This is a genomic window from Haloarcula argentinensis DSM 12282 (assembly GCA_000336895.1).
Lineage (GTDB): Archaea > Halobacteriota > Halobacteria > Halobacteriales > Haloarculaceae > Haloarcula > Haloarcula argentinensis.
Window position 1 is genome coordinate 245,529 of the sequence record AOLX01000005.1, and the last position, 16,259, is coordinate 261,787.

The 16,259-nt window shown below is 62.5% G+C and carries 19 protein-coding genes and 2 pseudogenes; 16 read left to right on the top strand and 5 right to left on the bottom strand.

Annotated features, from left to right (window positions below; all coding sequences use genetic code 11):
- Position 1: 1 nt before the first annotated feature.
- The gene (locus tag C443_RS01805; protein ID WP_005533232.1) at positions 2-1,309 is read right to left on the bottom strand and encodes an urea ABC transporter substrate-binding protein; all 1,308 of its coding nucleotides are present in this window, start codon (positions 1,307-1,309) and stop codon (positions 2-4) included.
- A 631-nt stretch (positions 1,310-1,940) separates the two neighbouring features.
- Between C443_RS01805 and C443_RS01810 the strand changes: the two genes are divergently transcribed.
- From C443_RS01810 to C443_RS01845, 8 genes and pseudogenes are all read left to right on the top strand, one after another.
- Entirely contained in the window at positions 1,941-2,354 is a 414-nt protein-coding gene (locus tag C443_RS01810) for an urease subunit beta (protein WP_005533235.1), read from the top strand.
- Positions 2,351-2,899, top strand: a pseudogene (gene ureC / locus C443_RS01815) (urease subunit alpha); the annotation flags it as partial. The gene C443_RS01810 and the pseudogene ureC, both read left to right, overlap by 4 nt.
- A 73-nt stretch (positions 2,900-2,972) precedes the next feature.
- Positions 2,973-4,163 (top strand): annotated as a pseudogene (locus C443_RS01820) (urease subunit alpha); the annotation flags it as partial.
- Positions 4,160-4,546 (top strand): urease subunit gamma, encoded by a 387-nt coding sequence (locus C443_RS01825; RefSeq protein ID WP_005533237.1) that lies wholly within the window; start codon positions 4,160-4,162, stop codon positions 4,544-4,546. The pseudogene C443_RS01820 and the gene C443_RS01825, both read left to right, overlap by 4 nt.
- A complete protein-coding gene (gene ureG / locus C443_RS01830) occupies positions 4,543-5,166 on the top strand; it encodes an urease accessory protein UreG (protein ID WP_005533238.1) in 624 nt (207 codons plus the stop codon). The genes C443_RS01825 and ureG overlap by 4 nt, the downstream gene beginning before the upstream one ends.
- The gene (gene ureD / locus C443_RS01835; RefSeq protein WP_005533239.1) at positions 5,166-6,065 is read left to right on the top strand and encodes an urease accessory protein UreD; all 900 of its coding nucleotides are present in this window, start codon (positions 5,166-5,168) and stop codon (positions 6,063-6,065) included. The genes ureG and ureD overlap by 1 nt, the downstream gene beginning before the upstream one ends.
- Positions 6,065-6,649 (top strand): urease accessory protein UreE, encoded by a 585-nt coding sequence (locus C443_RS01840; protein ID WP_005533240.1) that lies wholly within the window; start codon positions 6,065-6,067, stop codon positions 6,647-6,649. Before ureD ends, C443_RS01840 begins: the two co-directional genes overlap by 1 nt.
- On the top strand, positions 6,646-7,335 hold the full coding sequence (locus C443_RS01845) for an urease accessory protein UreF (protein ID WP_005533241.1): 690 nt from the start codon (positions 6,646-6,648) through the stop codon (positions 7,333-7,335). Before C443_RS01840 ends, C443_RS01845 begins: the two co-directional genes overlap by 4 nt.
- A gap of 101 nt (positions 7,336-7,436) precedes the next feature.
- Here the strand turns inward: C443_RS01845 and C443_RS01850 are convergent, their stop codons facing one another.
- Both C443_RS01850 and C443_RS01855 read right to left on the bottom strand, forming a co-directional pair.
- Entirely contained in the window at positions 7,437-7,997 is a 561-nt protein-coding gene (locus tag C443_RS01850) for a class I SAM-dependent methyltransferase (protein WP_005533242.1), read from the bottom strand.
- Between the two features lies 1 nt (position 7,998).
- Complete coding sequence (locus C443_RS01855; protein ID WP_005533243.1) at positions 7,999-8,439, bottom strand: DUF302 domain-containing protein; 441 nt, start codon at positions 8,437-8,439, stop codon at positions 7,999-8,001.
- 451 nt (positions 8,440-8,890) lie between these two features.
- Between C443_RS01855 and trxA the strand changes: the two genes are divergently transcribed.
- The 7 genes from trxA (at position 8,891) to C443_RS01890 (ending at position 13,898) form a co-directional block, all read left to right on the top strand.
- Positions 8,891-9,304, top strand: a complete 414-nt coding sequence (gene trxA, locus C443_RS01860) for a thioredoxin (protein ID WP_005533244.1) — start codon at positions 8,891-8,893, stop codon at positions 9,302-9,304.
- A gap of 281 nt (positions 9,305-9,585) precedes the next feature.
- A complete protein-coding gene (locus tag C443_RS01865) occupies positions 9,586-10,836 on the top strand; it encodes a M20 family metallopeptidase (protein WP_005533245.1) in 1,251 nt (416 codons plus the stop codon).
- Between the two features lie 88 nt (positions 10,837-10,924).
- Positions 10,925-11,149 (top strand): YgaP family membrane protein, encoded by a 225-nt coding sequence (locus tag C443_RS01870; RefSeq protein WP_005533246.1) that lies wholly within the window; start codon positions 10,925-10,927, stop codon positions 11,147-11,149.
- Between the two features lie 2 nt (positions 11,150-11,151).
- Entirely contained in the window at positions 11,152-11,745 is a 594-nt protein-coding gene (locus tag C443_RS01875; RefSeq protein WP_005533247.1) for a class I SAM-dependent methyltransferase, read from the top strand.
- A gap of 145 nt (positions 11,746-11,890) precedes the next feature.
- On the top strand, positions 11,891-12,127 hold the full coding sequence (locus tag C443_RS01880; protein ID WP_005533249.1) for a sulfurtransferase TusA family protein: 237 nt from the start codon (positions 11,891-11,893) through the stop codon (positions 12,125-12,127).
- Positions 12,124-13,269 carry an NAD(P)/FAD-dependent oxidoreductase gene (locus tag C443_RS01885; RefSeq protein ID WP_005533251.1) on the top strand — a complete coding sequence of 382 codons (1,146 nt, stop codon included), beginning with the start codon at positions 12,124-12,126 and terminating at the stop codon, positions 13,267-13,269. The genes C443_RS01880 and C443_RS01885 overlap by 4 nt, the downstream gene beginning before the upstream one ends.
- A 2-nt stretch (positions 13,270-13,271) precedes the next feature.
- Positions 13,272-13,898, top strand: a complete 627-nt coding sequence (locus C443_RS01890) for a DUF1641 domain-containing protein (RefSeq protein WP_005533253.1) — start codon at positions 13,272-13,274, stop codon at positions 13,896-13,898.
- Positions 13,899-13,931: 33 nt separating this feature from the next.
- Here the strand turns inward: C443_RS01890 and C443_RS01895 are convergent, their stop codons facing one another.
- Entirely contained in the window at positions 13,932-14,519 is a 588-nt protein-coding gene (locus C443_RS01895; protein ID WP_005533255.1) for a DsrE/DsrF/DrsH-like family protein, read from the bottom strand.
- Between the two features lie 2 nt (positions 14,520-14,521).
- A complete protein-coding gene (locus tag C443_RS01900) occupies positions 14,522-14,767 on the bottom strand; it encodes a sulfurtransferase TusA family protein (protein ID WP_005533258.1) in 246 nt (81 codons plus the stop codon).
- Between the two features lie 248 nt (positions 14,768-15,015).
- Between C443_RS01900 and C443_RS01905 the strand changes: the two genes are divergently transcribed.
- Positions 15,016-16,257 carry an MBL fold metallo-hydrolase gene (locus tag C443_RS01905; protein ID WP_005533260.1) on the top strand — a complete coding sequence of 414 codons (1,242 nt, stop codon included), beginning with the start codon at positions 15,016-15,018 and terminating at the stop codon, positions 16,255-16,257.
- The last annotated feature ends 2 nt before the right edge of the window (positions 16,258-16,259 follow it).

Genomic DNA, 16,259 nt, shown 5'->3' on the forward strand with positions numbered 1-16,259 from the left:
CCTACTCGGCCTCCTCGTAGTAGTCCACCGGGGTGTACTGGGTCTGTTCCGGATTCTCGGGGAGGTTACAGCCGGCCGTCTCCGAGAGGAACGTCTCCGGGATCTGGCGATTCTCGACGGCTTCGATATTGTGCTCGTCGTCGGCGCGCATGATCCACATGTGGTGGTCGACGTGGTGGGTCGCGCCGTCGAGGCGGATCGTCTCACCATCCGGTGCTTCGGGTGCCTCCTCGGTGCCGAGTTCGATGCCCGACTCCAAGGCGTCGACGACTTCCGGCTGTTCGGTGGTCCCGGCCTGCTCAACGGCTTTCTTATACATGTACGTCGAGAAGTAGTTGGTCTCGGCCTCCTCGTTGAGGTATGGCGCGTCGGGATACATCTCGAAGTAACGGTCGACGAAGCCGCCGTCGCCCGTGTTGCTGTCGGTCGGTACCTCCTCCATGTAGTTGACACCCGCGTAGATGTTGGCCATCGCCGGGGCGTCGAGCCGCCGGTGTTCGTACCCCTGTGCCATCGCCGTCGAGGTGCCGATTGGCACGTCGAGGCCGGCCGAGGCCTTCTGTTCGTAGAACGACGTGTGGTTCGCCCCGACAAGCATCGACATGACGAAGTCCGGGTCCGCCTCCTGAATCCTGTTGATCGTTGAGCCGAAAGAGGATTCGCTGAGCGGGATGAACTCCTCACCGAGGACGTTCGCGTCGTTTTCGTTTGCCAGCACCTTTACCCAGTCCGCGGAGAGCTGGCCGAAGTTGTAGTCGGCCGCGATAGTGTAGATGTCCGGGCCGAACTCCTCAACCAGATAGGGGAGAACGATGCCGAGTTGCTGTCGGGCGGTGGGGCCGACTGCGAAGGTGAACTCGTCGCAGACGCCGCCCTCGTACTGCGTGGTGTAGAAATAGAGCTGTTCGTTACGGTCAATTATCGGGCGGATAGCCTCTCGGGTCGCCGAGGAGTAGCCGGCCCATAGCGCGTCGACGCTCTCCTCGTTGATCGCCGTGCGGGTAAGCTCCTGATAGCGCTGATTGTCAGATTGTGGGTCACGTTGGAACGTTTCGATCTGCATCCCATCGATGCCGCCGTTGGCGTTGATTTCCTCGATAGCGAGCATCGACGCCTTTGCCTTCGGGTCGCCGACGAGGGCGAAGTTCCCGGACTGGTCCTCCAGCACCCCGATTTTGAGGGTGTCGGTGCTGCTCGCGGTGTCCGTCGAGGTCCCGCCTTCGCCGGCGGAACAGCCGGCGAGGCCGGTGACGAGTGCGGCCCCGCTCGCGCCGAGGAACTGCCGGCGACTGAGAGGGGACCGAGTCATGCTTTCACCTCCGATACGATGTATTTGCTATGGCTGTTGTGTCTATCATGATTGGCCATATTTCGTTCTTTATTCACTATATCCAGACATTCGTCCATGATTTCGTTCACAATGTTGACGTCCGGGAGGTGGTAAATAAGGTTTGCCACTTTTATCTTATATTGTCCACCACACAGTCTTGACAGTATAAGGTCGTCAAAGGATATGACGAATAATCATCTGAGCCGATAGTATTAACCAGAATATTTAGATTTTTCCGTAATTTTGTTTCCTAATTGGTCGATGCGGCAAAAGCAGAGGTTATGATAGTAATCTTGTCACATCGACTTGGCTCGCCGCTGTCGGCGAGTTTTGCGCTCTCAGTCCGCAGATCACCCGTTATATTCTCGCCCGCGTCACAGGAGCAGCCCCCGTCGACACTGCCGACAGACTGGACGTGAGTCGTGTTGACTCCCGGAAGTAGGACAGTTCAATAGTCGAACCCCTTTATGTAGGTCTGAAACTTTAGCATTTAATCCGATTCTCGATATAGAGGCGTCACTTGCGCAGAGAGCAATCATTTTAATATGTGTATTCAAAGAGGTGGGCAGATGATAGACAAACAGTCAGAAATTCTCGGGATGGTGGCGCGATGAGTGACGGACTCGTGCCTGGCGAGGTCATCCCGGGCGAGGGGGCAGTGTCGCTGAACGAAGGTCGGGAAACGACGGAAGTGACTGTCGGGAACACCGGCGATAGGCCCTCGCAAGTCGGATCGCACTTCCACTTCTTCGAGGCCAACGCGGCCCTGGAGTTCGACCGCGAGGCGGCCATGGGGATGCGGCTGAACATCCCAGCCGGCACGGCCGTCCGGTTCGAACCCGGCGACGAGCAGACAGTCGAACTCGTCGAAATCGGCGGGAAGCGCCGCGCTCATGGAATGAACGGATTGGTCAACGGGAGCGTCGACGGCGATACGAGCAACGCTATCGAACGCATGCGTGCAGCAGGGTTCGGGGATACCGGCGAGGAAGCAGCGGACGGCGACGCGGAGTCCGACCAATGACACGCGACATCGACCGCGAGAACTACGCCGAGCTGTACGGGCCGACGACGGGCGACAAGATCCGACTGGGCGACACGGAGCTGTTCGCCGAAGTCGAAGAGGACCTGCGCACTCACGGTGACGAGGCGGTGTTCGGCGGCGGGAAGACGCTCCGGGACGGGCTGGGAATGGCTCCCGGCGTCACACAGGCAGAGGGCGCGCTCGACTGGGTGCTGACGAACGCGACGATCATCGATCCGATACTGGGTATCGTCGCCGCCGACATCGGGATTCGCAACGGGGAAATCGCCGGCATCGGGAAGGCTGGCAACCCCGACACGATGGACGGCGTCGACATGGTCGTTGGCCCATCGACGGACGTGTATCCAGCCGAGGGGAAGATCGCCACCGCTGGCGGCCTCGACATCCACATCCACTTCAACTCCGCACAGCTTCACGAACACGCGCTCTCGGGCGGCATCACGACGATGCTCGGTGGCGGGTACGGCGGTGGCGCGACCACCTGCACGACCGGGCCAGAGAACGTCAAGCGCTTCCTGCAGGCCGCTGAGGCGTGGCCNTGGCATCACGACGATGCTCGGTGGCGGGTACGGCGGTGGCGCGACCACCTGCACGACCGGGCCAGAGAACGTCAAGCGCTTCCTGCAGGCCGCTGAGGCGTGGCCGGTCAACGTCGGCTTCTACGGAAAGGGGAACGCCTCCGACCCCGGCCCGCTCCGCGAGCAGGTCAGGGCCGGTGCCTGCGGGCTGAAACTCCACGAGGACTGGGGGTCGACGCCGGAGACGATCGACACCTGTCTCGAAGTCGCCGAAGACGAGGACGTGCAGGTGTGCATGCACACAGATACGCTGAACGAAGCCGGGTTCCTCGAGAACACCTTCGGTGCCGTCGATGGTCGAACCATGCACCTGTTCCACATCGAGGGGGCAGGCGGGGGCCACGCACCGGACATCATGGAGATGGTCGGCGAGCCGAATATGCTCCCGTCGTCGACGAACCCGTCGATGCCCTACACCGACAACACGTTCGACGAGCATCTGGACATGGTGATGGTGTGTCACCACCTCAACCCCGACGTGCCGGAGGACGTGGCCTTCGCCGAATCCCGCGTTCGCGCGGAGACCATCGCCGCCGAGGACGTGCTCCACGACATGGGCGCGATCTCGATGATGACCTCGGACTCCCAGGCGATGGGCCGGATGGCCGAAGTCATCCCCCGGACGTGGCAGACGGCTTCGAAGATGAAGTCCCAGCGTGGCCCGCTGCCCGAGGACGAAGGGACCGGCGCGGACAACCACCGCATCAAGCGCTACATCGCCAAGTACACCGTCAATCCTGCTATCAGCGCCGGCATCGAAGACCACGTCGGGACGCTCGAACCGGGCAAACTCGCCGACATCTGCCTGTGGGACCCCGCGTTCTTCGGCGTCAAGCCGGCGATGACGTTCAAAGGGGGCTTCCCGATCCACTCGGAGATGGGCGAAGCCAACGGGTCGCTGATGACCTGCGAGCCGATTCTCCAGCGCGAACGCGCTGGTGCGGTCGGCAAGGCCAAGCACGCCCTTTCGATGTCGTTCGTCTCTCCAGCGGCCGCCGAAGCCGATATCGACGAGAAGTACGGACTCGACTCCCGTGTCGTTCCAATCGAGGGTGCTCGGACGCCGGGCAAGGACGACATGGTGCACAATAGCTACTGTCCGGACGACATCGAGGTGGACCCGGAGACATTCGAGGTCCGGGTCGACGGCGACCACGTCACCTGCGAACCGTCTTCTGAACTCCCACTCGCGCAGCGATACCTGCTATGAAACTCACAGCCAAAGAACAGGAGCGACTCACGGTCTTTACCGCCGCAGAGGTCGCGCGACGCCGCAAGGAACGCGGTGTCCCGCTGAACCACCCCGAAGCTGTCGCTTACATCAGTGACTGGTGCATCGAGCGGGGCCGGGACGGTCAGTCGGTCGCCGAAATCCGCTCCGGCGCGTCGAAACTGCTCGGCCACGAGGACGTGATGGACGGCGTCCCGGAGATGATAGACATGATTCAGGTCGAACCAGTGTTCCCCGACGGGACGAAACTGGTCACGGTTCACGACCCGATTCGCTCCGACAGCGTCGGATCGGCCGATGACGAGGCGACGGACTCGGAGGCGGCGACCGACGGCGGGGACTCAGCGGGGACAGACGAATGAGTCTTACACATCGCGACGTGGCGACGGTCGGTATCGGCGGTCCGGTCGGTTCCGGGAAAACCTCACTGTTGACCGCGCTCGTCCCCGAACTACGCGACCAGGGGCTTGATGTGGGTGTCATCGCCAACGACATCCTCACACAGGAGGATGCCGATGTGCTCCGCGAGCGCTTCGCCGGGGTCGTCCCGGAGGACCTCGTCGCCGGCGTCGAGACCGGGGCGTGTCCACACACAGGCATCCGCGAGGACCCGTCGATGAACCTCCAGCAGATCGATTCGTTCCTCGCCGATCATCCGGAACTCGATCTGGTGCTGGTCGAAAGCGGGGGCGACAACCTCGCGGCGACGTTCAATCCCGAACTCGCCGATTACTCGCTGTACGTCATCTCGGTCGCGGAGGGGGAAGATATCCCCCGCAAACGCGGGCCGGGGGTCGTCGACTGTGACCTGCTCGTCGTCAACAAGACCGACCTTGCGCCCCACGTCGGCGTCGACCTCGACGTGATGGAGCGGGACGCGAATGAGGTTCGGGACGGCCCCGTCGTCTTCACCAACTGCAAGGACGAGACGAACATCGACGAGGTGCTGGCACACGTCCGCGACGGGGTGCTGTTCGCCTGATGGCCGCCGACGCGCCCCATCCGGCGTTCGAGGGGTATGCCACCGAGGCCGTGCCACAGGCCGCCGTGGGGTCGCCGGGGAAAGACGGCGTGCTCGAACTGACCTTCGAGCGAACGGCTGAGGGAACGACCCTGGTCCACGACTACGCGACGGTCCCGTTCCACATCTCGGGGACGCTGGGCCACGACCCCCTCCCCGAGGCAGACACCGTCTTCATCCAATCGCCGACCGGCGGCGTCGCGCAGGGGGACCGCCACGACGTGTCGATAACCGTCGGGGACGAGGCCGTCGCGCACGTCTCGACACAGAGTTCGACGAAGGTCCAGACGATGACGTGTAACTACGCGGCCGCCGACACGAGCCTCAGCGTCGGCGCTGACGGCCATCTGGATTACGTGCCCGAACCGACGATTCTCCACGCAGATTCAAGATACCTGCAGGAGCTGACCGTCGATCTGGCTCCCGGCGCGACCGCCGTGGTCAGCGACGTTGTCGTCCCGGGCCGTCTCGCCAGAGGCGAGCGCTTCGAGTTCGAGCGGTACCTCTCCCGCGTGCGAGCGACCGGTCCTGACAGGCTCCTGTTCGAGGACGCGACGCACCTGACGCCCGCGGACGAGGACCCCACAGCACCCGGCGTCCTCGGCGATTTCACGGTCTACGGGACGACGTTCGTCCTCGCACCGGACCACGACGAGACCGAACTGAGCGACGCGCTCCACGCGGTCGTCGCCGACGGTGAGGCCCGGGCCGGTGCGACAGCGTTGCCGAACGGTGCCGGCGTCGCGGTCCGAGCCCTCGGTGACCGCGCCGAGACCGTTCAGGCAACGCTTCACGCGGCCTGGGACCACGCGCGCACTGAGCTACTGGACGTGCCTGCGCCGTCCGGGAGGAAATACTGATGCTGGTCGCAGACACCTATCTCGGCCACCGCGAGGACGAATCCCTTGCCGAGGCCGTCGAAGCGGCTGACAGCGCCACTGTCGTACTCTCGGACACCGAGCGCCAGCGCTCGCGGGTCCGCACTGAGACGACAGCTGGCCGGGACCTCGGTATCGTGGTCGCTCGGGACCTCGCAGACGGTGACGTGCTGGAAGCCGAGGACGGCACTCTCGTCGTCGTCGAACTGGCCGCAATCGAGGCCCTCGTGCTCGATTTCGCCGACAGCGAGGTATCGCCGACCGCGGCGTTGGAACTCGGTCACGCAGTCGGGAACAAGCACTGGAACCTCGCGGTCCGCGGGCAAGAGGCCCTGTTTCCCGTAACCAACTCGAAGGAACGGATGGAAGCCACGGTCGCCGACCTGCTCCCTGCGGACGTACCGACACGATACGAGCACGCACCACCGACGACGTTCGACGATGACGAGGTTGACCACACCCACGGTGACGGCACCGGTACCCATGACGACGGTGGCCACAGTCACGGCGGCGCTGGCCACGCCCACGACCACGGCGTCCGTACTATTGACGGAGGGGACCAGTGAGCGACGCTGCGACGCTCGAATCGTTCCGCCTCGCGGATTCGTTCCTGCCGGTCGGGACCTACACAGTGTCGTACGGACTGGAGCAGTTCATTCAGGACGACCGGGTCGAAGACGCAGCGGACCTCGAAGCGCTCCTGTCGACGTACCTCCGACGGCAAGTCGGCCCTGCCGAACTCGTCGCGCTCCGGGCGGCACACGCCGCCGCGACCGACGGTGATATCGACGCGATATGCCGTGCCGACCGGCGGCTTTCGGCCGTAACGCTGGCCGCCGAGTTTCGTGAGAGTGCCCAGCAGTCCGGCTCTCGACTGCTCTCGCTTCAGACGGAACTGCGTGACGAGACGGTGTTGAACAGGTACGCGGGGCGTGTCGACGCCGACGAAGCACCCGGGAACTACGCCGTCGTGCTCGGCGTTGTGACCGCGCTGGCCGACGTAGCCGTCCGCGAAGCCTGCTTGCTGTGTTGTCACGGCTTCGTCACCGGACTGCTGGGCGCAGCACAACGTCTCCTGTCGCTCGGCCACACGGATGCCCAGCGGATTCTGGACGAACTACAGCCGGTGATGACGGCCGTTGTCGAGGAGAGTTCTGACGGAGCAGTGGATGCGATGACGCCGTTCGCCCCACTGGTAGACGTATTGGCCGCCGAGCACGAACGTGCGGAGCGGCGGCTGTTCGCCAGTTGATCCTCAGTACGTTCGAGCGCAACAGTACGAGCAGTCCCGTTCCCGAACCGACTTTCGTAGGAAGGGAAAAGCCGAGAGGTCCCAGTGCTCAGTGTTGACCGTTATTCAGCACTCCCAACAAGCAAGAACGTCTCCGGTCGCACCGCCTCGAACTCGACCGTGAACCCGTGCTGTCGGAGTGCGTCGGTCGCTTCGTCAGCGGAAAACCGTTCATCGACGGGCGGGCCGTTGCGACCACTGCCGGAAGCCGCCCAATCGGCGATGGCGAGCGTCCCACCAGATTTGAGCACCCGCGCAATTTCGCTCAGCGCCTCGTCGCTGGCGAACTCGTGGTACGTCATCGTCGAGAACGCCGCGTCGAGACTACTGCTATCGAACGGGAGGTCATCGATTCCACTCGTCACGAGATCGACGTTGTCGGGGACACCTTTCTCGCGGTAGTAGTCGTGCATCGCTTCTTGAATATCTACGGCGTACACGTGGTCGACGCCCGGTGCAACATCGTCAGTGTAGAAGCCGGTCCCGCTCCCGAGGTCTGCGACCGTTTCGTCACGACTGGCCGACAGCGCCCAGCGGAGTTCTTCCGCGGAGAGGGAACGATACCGTTGCTGTGCGTCTTCGAGCTTGTCGGCCCGGCCGGCATCGAACGTATGATACCCCATATTAGAGGTTCTGGAACGCCTCGTCGACGATTTCACCAGTGTCGGCGACGATGTCTGCCATCTCCACGTTGTCGGGTGCCATCCCGACGAGGCGGGCGATACGCATAATCGAGACGTGATAGACGCGCTGTTGTCCGGGCTCTTCCTCCCAGATGACGACGTTACAGGCCATGAGCGCACCGAGTTTGTTGTCTGTCGCGTCGAGGGCGCGGTCAGCGACTTCTGGGTTGCAGGCACCCAGCACGTAGTACGGATCACGGTCCGCGTCGACCTTCTCGTTGAGCATCTCGGAGGGCGAGAACTCGACGGGGACACCGAATCCGGCGTCGGTGAACACGTCCCGCACGTGTTCGATCGCGTCTTCGTGACTCATTTCGAGCGTCGCCTGTTGTTCGCCGATGTCTTCAGGGTCGATCTGGCTCGGGTCGATTGGGAGTGCCATTAGTGTGTTATATTGTGCCTACAGAACAAAGTCTCTTCGGATACGCTGTTGGAACATGGAGTGGGTTTTGAACTATTTATCGAGCAGAAAGGTCACTACTCGTCGATGTTACAACTGTAGCTTGTCGGCCGGATGGGGACTACTAGCCGGCCCCTCAGAAGTGACATGGCTATAAAATGGTTAGTAAATTAGGTCGGCAGCGAGTACTAGCACGATTTCTGAGCCGGATACGCTTCTGAAATTCCACCAGACAATTAATGCCTAATCGGTAGCCGATGTCAAACGGCCTTGCTCAATTAGAGGTTGCGCAAAGGGACGACGGGAACGCCGAGCATGGAGATCCACAGTTGGTGAGGTTCCACTCTTGAATCTCGGATAGACTCTCACAGAGATAATAGTATTGTACGAGGTGTGCAAATATATAAGTGAATCCGGTGCGAATATCGTAGTGATGACTGACGAGCTAGAGGAGATCAAACGAGAAAAACTGAACGAGCTTCGTAGCCGAGACGAGTCGGATAGTACCGACGAATCTGAATCAGGAACCCTCTCCGATCCGGTTTCGATCGATGGAAAAGCCGAGTTGTCCGACATAACCACCGATCACGACGTGGTTCTGGTCGACTTCTACGCCGACTGGTGTGGGCCGTGCCAGATGCTTGAACCCGTCGTCGAAACCGTCGCCGCCGAGACCGCTGCGACAGTGGCGAAAATCGACGTCGACGCGAATCAGGAACTCGCCGCTGAGTACGGCGTCCGGGGTGTCCCGACGCTGCTTCTATTTGCTGACGGGGAACCGGTCGATCGACTCGTCGGAATGCAGGACGAAGCACAACTGCGTTCCGTTATCGCAGAATACGCCTGATTCGGGCGCTTAAGCTCACCTAGGGCGAAACGGGAAGCAAACCTCATCTCATAAACCAGGGAACTCGCAACGGTTCGTTTGGACACCTTCCGGACGGTCGTGTACGACGTTTCACTCAGCGCTCGCGTCCTACCAGTCAATAGCCCACAGTATTGTATTCCTCGCGAAATTCTTTTGCGTATACTGATCTAATTACAAGATATGGCCGATATGTCGTTGGTCGTCGACCACTCGAAAATGGTCTTGACGGCAGCAAATATCCTCGACGGCAATGACCACGCATGAGCGACGCTACTCCCCCCGCCTACGTTCGAGACCACCGCGAAAAACTGGTCACACTCGCCCTCGATCTCCTGACGATCGATACGTCGAACCCACCCGGGAAGACGCGTGAGATTGTGACCGAAATAGAGGGGTTCCTCGACCCGCTTCCGGTCGATGTCGAGCGGTTCACAGTCGACCCAGCGAAGCCGAACCTTCTCGTTAGGATTCCTGGTGAGTCGGACCGAACGTTGCTGTACAACGGGCACCTCGATACGGTTCGATTCGAGGCCGACGCGTGGACTCACGAACCGCTCGGCGAGCGCGTCGACGACCGCGTGTACGGCCGCGGCGCGACCGATATGAAAGGGGCCGTGGCGTCGATGCTGCTTGCTATCCAGGCTTTCGCCGCAACAGACGCTACGCCGCCAGTCACGCTCCTGTTTGCCTTCGTGAGCGACGAGGAAGTGGGCGGCGACGCCGGCCTTCCCGCGCTGCTGGAGGCCGGACAGCTCGCCGCGGACGCGTGCGTGATCGGCGAACCCACCTGCGAGGCGGGCCGTCACTCCGTCACGGTTGCTGACCGGGGCAGCATCTGGCTGACGCTCGAAGCCAGCGGCGAGGGGGCTCACGGCTCTCGACCCGTACTCGGTGTCAACGCGGTCGACCGACTCTACGACGCTGTCGAGACGCTTCGGGACCGCTTTGGCTCCAGGCGACTCGATATCGATCCGGCGATGGAGCCGATCGTCAACGAGTCGGTCGAGTACTACGCCCCGTCACTGGGCGAGGATATCGCTCGCGACCTGTTCCGGTATCCTTCGATAAACCTCGGCGTTCTCGAAGGCGGCGACGCGATAAACAGCGTTCCACAGTCCGCTCGCGCCGAAATTGATATCCGACTGACCGCCGGGGTAGAGACGCCAGACGTGCTCTCGGAGATTCGGTCCTGTGTCGCCGACTGCGAGGGAATTACGATTACTGATGTCTCTTGGAGCGTCGGGACTGCCGAGGAGCCCGACAGTCCGCTCGTCGAAGCTGTCACGTCGACGGCAGCAACCGTCACAGGGGAACGCGTCTTCCGACGGAGTGCCACGGGCGGCGGCGACGCCAAGACACTCCGGAACGCGGGCGTCCCGACTGTCGAGTTCGCGCTCGGGACTGACACCGTCCACGCCCCCGACGAGTACGTCCCGGTCGACGTGCTCGTCGACAATGCAGCCATCTACACGAGACTGCCGGTAGTGTGGACCTCACAGCTAGCCCCGTAGCAGTCCGCCGAGATTTGTTTTTCCTGGATTGACCGCTCCGGTGGTCACCATGCATCGAGTAAGACTTAGGTATCTGTAATGTGTGCTTATGGGTATGAAGAACAATATTGGTGCCACTGACAGACTGACCCGCATCGCTGTTGGCCTCGGGCTGGCAGTTGTTGGACTGGCGACGCTCGGCGGTCTGTTAGGTCTCGGGACGACGGTCGGCGCGGTCGCGACACTGCTGGGTGTCGTCCTCGTCGCAACTGGCCTCGTCCGGGTGTGTCTCCTGTACCGACTAGTGGGTATCGACACGTCGGGTTCCCGGTAGGAATGGACCGGTTCCAGAACACCGGCCAGCCCGACTGGGACTGGTGGAGCAAACTCTGGCCGACGCCGGGCGCGACGCTCCGGACACTCGGCGTCGAGTCCGGCGAGTCCGTCGCCGAGGTCGGCTGTGGCAGCGGGTACTTTGCGCTCCCGGCCGCCTGTATCGTCGAGCCCGAGCCGGTGTACGCGCTCGATCTGGATGCGGCCCTCCTCGACGAACTCGAACACCTCGCCGCTCAACAGGGGGTCGAGAACATCGTTCCGATCCGCGGCGACGCCCGGAACCTGCCTTCAGCACTCCCTGCCCGCGTCGATACACTCATGATAGCAAACACGCTGCACGGCGTCGACGATCAGTCCGGCTTTATTCAGCAGGCGTTCCGTGCGATTGAGCCAGGCGGGAGCCTACTCGTCGTGAACTGGCACGACCGTCCGCGCGAAACCACGACCGTCGCGGGCGAACCGCGAGGACCGCCGACAGCGCTTCGGATGACACCTGAGGAAACCGAAGAGACGGTGCTCTCGGCGTCGGATTTCACGCTTGAGCGGCAGGTCGAACTGCCGCCGTACCACTACGCCCTCGTGTTTACCCGATAGATATAGCGTCGCGGTCCCGGCGGTTCCGTACTCGCCGTCCGTTCGATACTCTTGTTTCACTGCGCTGACTCATTTTTTCCACAATCTTGGAATTCACGCACAATACTAATACAGATGAGTCCTAACTACCTCCTGTGAGACTCCCATGACTGACATCGAACCTGACGAAACCGTCGACGCCCGAGGCGCAGCCTGTCCCGGTCCGCTGATGGACCTCATCGGACAGATCCGAGATGCCGAAGCCGGTGACGTGGTTCGGCTCCTGAGCGACACCGACCAGTCGCTCACGGACGTTCCGGAGTGGGCCGAAGAGGCCGGCAACGAACTGCTTGCCGTCGAGGAGTTCGACGATCATAACGCGTTCTACGTGGAAAGATCATGACTGAGCACGTCGTCATCGTCGGTGGCGGGACCGGTGGCACCGTCCTCGCGAACGACCTCGCCGATCGACTCGATGCCGAACTCGACGCCGGCGACGTCCGGATCACGCTGGTCAACGACGGGCCTGACCACGTGTACAAGCCGGTCTGGCTGTACGTGCCGTTCGGACAACGCGAACCGGACGACGGTCGGCGACCGCTCGACGAGCTCGTCGACGACGCCGTCGACCTTCGAATCGATCGCGTGAGCGAAATCGACACCGAAGCCCAGCGACTACGGTTCGACGGCACCGCCCCAGCAGTCGACTACGACTACCTCGTGCTGGCGACCGGGTCGACGCTAGAGCCCGAACGGATTCCCGGCCTCGTGGACGGCGGGTACGATTACTACAGTGAGGTGGGCTCGACCGCCCTCCGTGACGAACTGCTGGAGTTCACCGAGGGGCATCTCGTGTTGAGCGTCATCGGGACGCCCCATATGTGCCCGGCTGCGCCACTCGAGTTCGTCTTCATGGCCGACGACTGGCTCCGCGAGCGCGGGCTCCGCGAGGACGTCGACATCACCTACACGTACCCGATCCAGCGCGTCCACGGCAACCCCCATATCGCCGAGTGGGCCCGGCCGATCATGGACGACCGCGGCATCGAGGTCGAGACGTTCTTCAACGCCGAGTCGATTGATCCCGAGGCGAAGACCATCACGTCGATGGAGGGGACCGAACTCGACTACGATCTCCTCGTGACGATTCCACCCCACGGCGGTATCGACCTCATCGAAGAGGCGGGGCTCGGCGACAATGGCTGGGTCGACGTCGACAAGCACACGCTCGAAGCGCAGGCTGTCGACAACGTTTACGCACTCGGCGATACCGCCGACACCGGTGTCCCGAACGCGGGCAGCGTCGCCCACTACCAGGCCGGCGTCGTCGGGCAGCGCCTCGCCAGTGAGGTTCGGGGTAGGCCGCCGACAGCGACCTACGACGGGAAGACGCTGTGTTTCATCGAGACGGGAATGGACGCGGCGTCGTTCGTCGAGTTCGACTACGAGAACCAGCCGTCGCCGGCACCGCCCTCGGAGAAACTCCACTGGTCGAAGCTGGCGTACAACGACTCCTACTGGCTCACCGCACGGGGGTTGCTCTGACCATGTCCGGAGAACACGTCTCCGAGCGGACCGACCTCGAAGCGGCGATCCAGCAGAACCCCGAAGCTGTCGCCGAGTTTATCGAACACCTCGACGCCGTCAACGAACTGCTGGACGTGCTCTCGCTGGGCGAGAGTGCGCTCTCCGACGAGATGGTGCGTGAGCTCTCGACCACGGGCTCGACGCTCGCCGAGTCCGCAGACGGGCTTGCGACTGACGAGACCGTCGCCCTAGCCGAGACCGTCGGTGAGAACGGCGACGAGTTGCAGGATGCCCTCGAAACCCTGCTCGTGCTCCAGCGAAGCGGCACGCTCGACGAACTGGCCGAACTCGCCGACGTCGGCTCGCTGGCAACCGCCGCACTCGACGACGAGATGGTCACCTCGCTGGCTGGCACGGGTGCCGCGCTCGGCGAAGTCGCACAGACGGCTGCGGACGACGACACCCGTGACGGTATCGAGACGCTACTGGCGAGCCTCGGCGAAGCGGAGCGTGAACCGGCCAAGCCGGTCGGTCCCGTCGGGTTGCTTCGCGGGCTACGCGACCCGGACGTTCAGTACGGGCTGGGCTACTTGCTGGCACTTGCCGGCGCAGTCGGCCGTGAGCGCGCCGAGGAGAAAGCAGAATAGTTGGCCGCCGGAGACCTTTGCGCGTTAATCGTTTCAGACGAGGAGCTGGATATCGGCGTCAGCCATGTCCTGCAGCGCTGTCGCAGCGCCAACGCCGGTGGTGACGCCGTCGTAGAAGTCGGCCTCGTCGTAGTCCATCAGGTCGATGGTCATCTGACAGGCCTGGAACTCTACGCCCATATCGAGGCTTGTCTCGATGAGTTCCTCGATAGTGGCGGTGTCGTTGTCCGCGATTTTCTTCTCCATCATCTTTGTCGTCACGCGGTCCATGCCGGGGAGCGCGGCGACGGCGTTCGGCACGGGCATGTTCGGGTTCCCCACGGAGCTCAGCTTGAGGTTTTTCGAGCGCTCCTCGTGGAGGATGTCCAGCCCCCAGAACGTGTGGAAGACGGTCACCTCGTACCCGAACGCGGCCGCAGTGCTTGCCAGGATGAGCGGCGGGTACGCCATGTCGAGCGTCCCCTTCGTCGCGATGATGCTCATCTTCTTCGTGCCGTCCGCACTGGTGGCCTCGTCGAGCGCGTCTTCCAGTTCGTTGACGCGGGCGGCCAGTTCTGCACGCGATGGCGGATCATCGGAGGGGGCATCGTCGGATGGTGCGTCTGGTGTGTCCGTGCTCATCGTTACTCCGTCTTGCGCACGTAGTGCTTGTACACGTCGTCGCCCTCCTCCTGATCGACGAGCTCGACGCCCTCGGTGCCGGCGGCCCAGCCGTCGATGTCGCTCATGCTTCCCGAGTCAGTCGCCAGTACTTCGAGGACGTCGCCGGCGTCGAGGTCGTCGGTAGCCGACTTCGTCTTCACCACTGGCATGGGACACGATGCGCCTTTCACGTCGAGCGTCTCCGCGATGTCAAATTCAGCGTTCATTGGTTATTTGCTCCGTTAGATTGTCTTGGAGCTATCGCACAATACCGTCCGGTCAAGTAAAAGATTGTTGGTTCTTGGGTTTTGGGCAAACAACTGTCGCCCCACATATCCGGCAATGCTCGTTTCAAATCCCATTATAGGCCGTATTGAGCTCCTACGTAGATTGAACCGACAAATAGTATTGTTTAGTATTTGCATTACTATGCAAATGCTTTTGTGTATCCGCCCGGTAGAAACGAGTGCACAACATGAACGCTGACGACTTTCCGACACCGGACGTTGACGTGGAATCGACTGATCCGGAATCGCTCAAAAACCGCATCGACGCCGGTGAGGACGTAATGCTCCTCGACGCGCGCATGCAATCTGATTACGACGAGTGGCGCATCGACGGCGAGAACGTCACGTCGATCAACGTCCCGTACTTCGAGTTCCTCGAGGACGACATCGACGAGGGGGTCCTGGACCGGGTCCCCGACGACCGCGAAGTGACCGTCCTGTGTGCGAAAGGCGGCGCAAGCGAGTACGTCGCAGGCACACTCGCGGAACACGGCTACGACGTCAACCATCTCGAAGACGGCATGAACGGGTGGGCAAGTATCTACGAGGCCGTCGAGGTCGAACGCTACGACGGCGCCGGCACACTCCTGCAGTACCAGCGGCCGTCCTCGGGTTGTCTCGGCTATCTCCTCTACAACGACGGCGAGGCCGCTATCATCGACCCGCTGCGGGCATTCACCGACCGCTACCTCGAAGACGCCGCCGACCTCGGCGTCGACCTGCAGTACGCGCTCGATACGCACATCCACGCCGATCACATCTCCGGCGTTCGCGACCTCGACGCGGAAGGCGTCGAGGGCGTCATTCCAGAGGCTGCCGTCGACCGCGGCGTCACCTACGCCGCGGAGCAAAGCTCCACGAGCCCTGCCTCGCAAGCTCGGCAGGACGCCGACGGCCTGATGACCGCCGAAGACGGCGACACGTTCGACGTCGGCGACGCGACGATCGAGACAGTCTCCACGCCCGGCCATACGACCGGGATGACCTCCTACCTTGTCGACGGGAGCCTGCTCGCAACCGGCGACGGGCTCTTCATCGAGAGCGTTGCTCGCCCTGACCTCGAAGAGGGCGACGAGGGCGCGCCCGAAGCCGCACGCATGCTCTACGAGTCCCTTCAACAGCGCGTGCTACCTCTGCCCGACGACACGCTCGTCGGCGGTGCGCACTTCAGCGACGCCGCCGAGCCCGCCGAGGACGGCACCTTTACCGCACCAATCGGTGAGCTCGTCAAAGAAATGGACGCGCTCACCATGGACGAGGACGCGTTCGTCGAGCTCGTCCTCTCGGATATGCCGCCGCGACCGGCCAACTACGAGGAGATCATCGCGACGAACCTCGGGCAGAACGCCGTCGACGACGAAGAAGCGTTCACGCTGGAGCTCGGGCCGAACAACTGCGCCGCTAGCCAGGAATCCCTTGCGGGTGACTAACC

Coding starts and splice junctions, on each gene's coding strand:
- C443_RS01805 (WP_005533232.1), bottom strand. CDS start 1,309: ATGACTCGGTCCCCTCTCAGTCGCCGGCAGTTCCTCGGCGCGAGCGGG.
- C443_RS01810 (WP_005533235.1), top strand. CDS start 1,941: ATGAGTGACGGACTCGTGCCTGGCGAGGTCATCCCGGGCGAGGGGGCA.
- C443_RS01825 (WP_005533237.1), top strand. CDS start 4,160: ATGAAACTCACAGCCAAAGAACAGGAGCGACTCACGGTCTTTACCGCC.
- ureG (WP_005533238.1), top strand. CDS start 4,543: ATGAGTCTTACACATCGCGACGTGGCGACGGTCGGTATCGGCGGTCCG.
- ureD (WP_005533239.1), top strand. CDS start 5,166: ATGGCCGCCGACGCGCCCCATCCGGCGTTCGAGGGGTATGCCACCGAG.
- C443_RS01840 (WP_005533240.1), top strand. CDS start 6,065: ATGCTGGTCGCAGACACCTATCTCGGCCACCGCGAGGACGAATCCCTT.
- C443_RS01850 (WP_005533242.1), bottom strand. CDS start 7,997: ATGGGGTATCATACGTTCGATGCCGGCCGGGCCGACAAGCTCGAAGAC.
- C443_RS01855 (WP_005533243.1), bottom strand. CDS start 8,439: ATGGCACTCCCAATCGACCCGAGCCAGATCGACCCTGAAGACATCGGC.
- trxA (WP_005533244.1), top strand. CDS start 8,891: ATGACTGACGAGCTAGAGGAGATCAAACGAGAAAAACTGAACGAGCTT.
- C443_RS01865 (WP_005533245.1), top strand. CDS start 9,586: ATGAGCGACGCTACTCCCCCCGCCTACGTTCGAGACCACCGCGAAAAA.
- C443_RS01870 (WP_005533246.1), top strand. CDS start 10,925: ATGGGTATGAAGAACAATATTGGTGCCACTGACAGACTGACCCGCATC.
- C443_RS01875 (WP_005533247.1), top strand. CDS start 11,152: ATGGACCGGTTCCAGAACACCGGCCAGCCCGACTGGGACTGGTGGAGC.
- C443_RS01880 (WP_005533249.1), top strand. CDS start 11,891: ATGACTGACATCGAACCTGACGAAACCGTCGACGCCCGAGGCGCAGCC.
- C443_RS01885 (WP_005533251.1), top strand. CDS start 12,124: ATGACTGAGCACGTCGTCATCGTCGGTGGCGGGACCGGTGGCACCGTC.
- C443_RS01890 (WP_005533253.1), top strand. CDS start 13,272: ATGTCCGGAGAACACGTCTCCGAGCGGACCGACCTCGAAGCGGCGATC.
- C443_RS01895 (WP_005533255.1), bottom strand. CDS start 14,519: ATGAGCACGGACACACCAGACGCACCATCCGACGATGCCCCCTCCGAT.
- C443_RS01900 (WP_005533258.1), bottom strand. CDS start 14,767: ATGAACGCTGAATTTGACATCGCGGAGACGCTCGACGTGAAAGGCGCA.
- C443_RS01905 (WP_005533260.1), top strand. CDS start 15,016: ATGAACGCTGACGACTTTCCGACACCGGACGTTGACGTGGAATCGACT.